This window comes from Buttiauxella sp. S19-1, assembly GCF_022134725.1.
Lineage (GTDB): Bacteria > Pseudomonadota > Gammaproteobacteria > Enterobacterales > Enterobacteriaceae > Buttiauxella > Buttiauxella ferragutiae.
Genome location: NZ_JAHWLU010000208.1, coordinates 1 through 3,359, shown reverse-complemented (window position 1 = coordinate 3,359; position 3,359 = coordinate 1). Strand labels below are relative to the sequence as shown.

7 protein-coding genes are annotated in these 3,359 nt (G+C 48.9%); all 7 read left to right on the top strand.

The window, feature by feature from the left end; all coding sequences use genetic code 11:
- The first annotated feature begins 1 nt into the window (after window position 1).
- Window positions 2-343 (top strand): EnvZ/OmpR regulon moderator MzrA, encoded by a 342-nt coding sequence (mzrA, locus tag MES37_RS23840; protein ID WP_237932777.1) that lies wholly within the window; start codon window positions 2-4, stop codon window positions 341-343.
- 163 nt (window positions 344-506) lie between these two features.
- Window positions 507-875, top strand: a complete 369-nt coding sequence (locus MES37_RS23835; protein WP_064540408.1) for a DUF1090 domain-containing protein — start codon at window positions 507-509, stop codon at window positions 873-875.
- 45 nt (window positions 876-920) lie between these two features.
- A complete protein-coding gene (locus MES37_RS23830; RefSeq protein WP_064540411.1) occupies window positions 921-1,226 on the top strand; it encodes a DUF883 family protein in 306 nt (101 codons plus the stop codon).
- A gap of 2 nt (window positions 1,227-1,228) precedes the next feature.
- Window positions 1,229-1,621 carry a phage holin family protein gene (locus MES37_RS23825; protein ID WP_237932776.1) on the top strand — a complete coding sequence of 131 codons (393 nt, stop codon included), beginning with the start codon at window positions 1,229-1,231 and terminating at the stop codon, window positions 1,619-1,621.
- Window positions 1,622-1,623: 2 nt separating this feature from the next.
- Entirely contained in the window at window positions 1,624-1,914 is a 291-nt protein-coding gene (locus tag MES37_RS23820; protein ID WP_064540417.1) for a YqjK-like family protein, read from the top strand.
- A gap of 209 nt (window positions 1,915-2,123) precedes the next feature.
- A complete protein-coding gene (locus MES37_RS23815) occupies window positions 2,124-2,516 on the top strand; it encodes a DoxX family protein (protein WP_064540420.1) in 393 nt (130 codons plus the stop codon).
- A 78-nt stretch (window positions 2,517-2,594) separates the two neighbouring features.
- The coding region (locus MES37_RS23810) for a glutathione S-transferase family protein (RefSeq protein ID WP_237932775.1) at window positions 2,595-3,359 on the top strand (765 nt) is incomplete at its 3' end.

Here is a 3,359-nt window from a genome sequence, read left to right as displayed (position 1 = left end):
GATATTGATCGGTGTTGTTGCGGCAGCGTCCATATTGATATGGTCTGGAATGCAGCGCACCGAATCAACGCTGGAAATTCGCTCTAATCAACAAGGTATCAGCATGCCTGACGGCTTTTTTGTCTGGCATCATCTTGATGCTAACGGTATCCGTTTCAAAAGCATTACCCCTGAAAACAACTCCTTGTTGATCAAATTTGATTCAAGTGCGCAAAGCGAAGCCGCAAAAGTCGTGTTGTACAGGACACTGCCGCATGGTTATGTCATCGCTCAACAAGAAGAAGAAGACAGCGCCAGCAGTTGGCTGACACGCATGCTCAACGAAAATATCCGCATCGGCTAACCCTTTCCAAAATCCTAAATTGTTACCACGGATTGGGTTTATACTCAGTTTCTGACTATGCTTGTTTACTTAAATCGCTACAAATCATCATTTTCGAATAATTTCTGGATTCTTTGTGTGTTTAACCTTACGGCTAAACGTACATCACAATGGAAGGTTTAACATGAACACTCGTACCGTATTGGCTATTGCCTTGTTATCTTTAACTTCTGCGGCACATGCCAACTCGCTGTGCAGTGAGAAAGAGCAGGATATTCAACGTGAAATTGGCTATGCGGAAAAACATCAGAACAAAAGTCGTGTCGATGGGCTTAATAAAGCGTTGAAAGAAGTCCGCGCCAATTGTACTGACAGCAGTTTACGCGCGGCCCATCAGAAGAAAATCAACGAGCAAAAAGCCGAAATTACCGAACGAAAAGCTGACCTCAAAGAAGCTCGCGAAAAAGGCGATGCGGAAAAAATTACCAAGCGGGAGCAGAAGCTGTCTGAAGCAGAACATGAACTGAAAGTCCTGCAGGCCCGTGATTACTAAGACTCTTTAATAAACCCGTCATTCTTAGAAAATCTGGAGAGAACTATGTCAAAAGATACTACATCAGAACACTTGCGCGCAGAGCTGAAATCCCTGGCTGATACCCTTGAAGAAGTGCTGAGTGCATCGACGGACAAGTCAAAATCCGAACTTGAAAGACTGCGTGGCAAAGCCGAAAAAGCGCTGAAAGAAAGCCGTGTCCGTCTGGGTGATACCGGCGACGTGATTGCCAAACAAACGCGAGAAGCGGCGGCAAAAGCTGACGATTATGTTCGTGAAAATCCATGGACCGGCGTGGGTATTGGGGCGGCGATTGGCGTCGTGCTCGGTGTCCTGCTGACTCGCCGTTAATTATGCCTGAATCCCATCACACTCAAGGGCCGGGCAAAGGCGTCCTCGGCATTGGTCAGCGCATCGTCACCATCATCGTTGGGATGGTGGAAACGCGCCTGCGTCTTGCCGTGGTTGAACTGGAAGAAGAGAAAGCCCATCTGGTTCAGTTGCTGTTAATGCTTGGGTTAACCATGCTATTTGCAGCATTCGGATTAATGAGCCTGGTGGTGCTGATTTTCTGGGCCGTCGAACCGCAGTATCGTCTGAATGCCATGATTGCGACGACCGCAGTCCTGCTGGGGCTTGCGGTGATCGGAGCTATCTGGACGCTGCGTAAATCTCGCCAGTCCACACTGCTGCGCCATACTCGTCGTGAACTCGAAAACGACCGTGCTTTGCTGGAAGATGACTAACCATGAGCAACCGTGAGCTTGATAAGCGCAAGGCCTTTTTACTCAGCCAGATTCAACAACAACGGCTGGATTTAAGTGCCAGCAGGCGCGATTGGCTGGAAGCGACAGGCGCCTATGATCGCGGCTGGAACACCTTACTGAGCTTGCGCAGTTATGCGTTAATCGCCAGCAGCGTGATGGCTATCTGGACTGTGCGCCACCCGAGCTTCCTGATGCGCTGGGCCAGACGCGGTTTCGGTGCCTGGAGCGCCTGGCGCCTGATTCGCAATACGGTGCAACAGCAATCGCAGTAATCCCTAACGCCGCTTAAAATAAGCGGCGTTTTTATTAGCAGGCTTACTCAAGTAATTTGAAAAACATCGACAGTATTCCTTGCTAACAATCCATTAATGCCCCGTCTATTATCCTCCACATCAACCGCAGTTAACGGTAACCACCGGAAATTGCAAAGACAAAAAATCCTGGGCTGATAGCACCCAATAGAATTTCTCTGGAGAGTAAAATGAAAAAATTAGATGATGCTGGTGTACTGTTAGCTCGTATCTTGATGCCAATTCTGTTCATCGTTGCAGGTTGGGGCAAAATTAACGGTTATGCCGGTACTCAACAATATATGGAAGCGATGGGCGTCCCAGGGTTCTTGCTGCCTTTGACCATTCTGCTTGAGTTTGGCGGCGGTCTGGCCATCCTGTTCGGCTTCTTCACACGTACCACGGCGATTATCACTGCGGTATTTACGCTTCTGACGGCATTCCTGTTCCACGCTGATTTCAGCCAGGGCCCGAACTCCATCATGTTTATGAAGAACTTCACCATTGCCGGTGGTTATCTGTTACTGGCTATCTTCGGGCCAGGCGCATACAGCATCGACCGCCTGCTGAAGAAAAACTGGTAAGGTTCTATACTGATTATCAATAAGAGCGAAGGTTAATCCCTTCGCTTTTTTGTTTTTAAAGCTCACCTGGAGAACAGCATGGGACAGTTAATTGATGGCGTCTGGCACGATGTCTGGTATGACACCAAATCTACCGGTGGCAGTTTCAAACGTTCAGAGTCAGTGTTTCGCAATTGGCTGACGGCTGATGGCGAACCCGGTGCGAACGGTAAAGGTGGCTTTGCCGCTGAAAAAGACCGTTACCATCTCTATGTTTCCCTCGCTTGTCCGTGGGCGCATCGCACCCTCATCATGCGAGCTTTGAAAGGCCTCGAATCTTTTATCTCGGTTTCGGTGGTAAACCCACTGATGTTGCAAGATGGCTGGACGTTCGATGACGACTTCCCGAATGCGACCGGTGATGGCCTATACCAGCACGAATATCTCTATCAACTCTATCTGCAAGCTGACCCAAACTACACCGGCCGCGTTACCGTTCCGGTTTTATGGGATAAGAAAACCCAGACGATTGTCAGTAACGAATCCGCTGAAATCATTCGCATGCTGAATACCGCGTTTGATGCCAAAGGGGCTCGTGCCGGAGATTATTATCCGCCACAGTTACGCAGCCAGATTGATGAACTGAATAGCTGGATTTACGACACCATTAATAACGGCGTGTATAAAGCAGGTTTTGCCACTTCTCAGGAAGCTTATGATGAAGCGGTCAGCAAAGTGTTTGAATCACTGGCGCGCGTCGAGCAAATCCTTGGCCAGCACCGCTATTTAACCGGTGACCAACTGACTGAAGCCGATATTCGCCTGTGGACGACACTGGTACGTTTCGATCCTGTGTACGTCACC

Coding starts and splice junctions, on each gene's coding strand:
- MES37_RS23820 (WP_064540417.1), top strand. CDS start 1,624: ATGAGCAACCGTGAGCTTGATAAGCGCAAGGCCTTTTTACTCAGCCAG.
- MES37_RS23830 (WP_064540411.1), top strand. CDS start 921: ATGTCAAAAGATACTACATCAGAACACTTGCGCGCAGAGCTGAAATCC.
- MES37_RS23835 (WP_064540408.1), top strand. CDS start 507: ATGAACACTCGTACCGTATTGGCTATTGCCTTGTTATCTTTAACTTCT.
- MES37_RS23825 (WP_237932776.1), top strand. CDS start 1,229: ATGCCTGAATCCCATCACACTCAAGGGCCGGGCAAAGGCGTCCTCGGC.
- MES37_RS23815 (WP_064540420.1), top strand. CDS start 2,124: ATGAAAAAATTAGATGATGCTGGTGTACTGTTAGCTCGTATCTTGATG.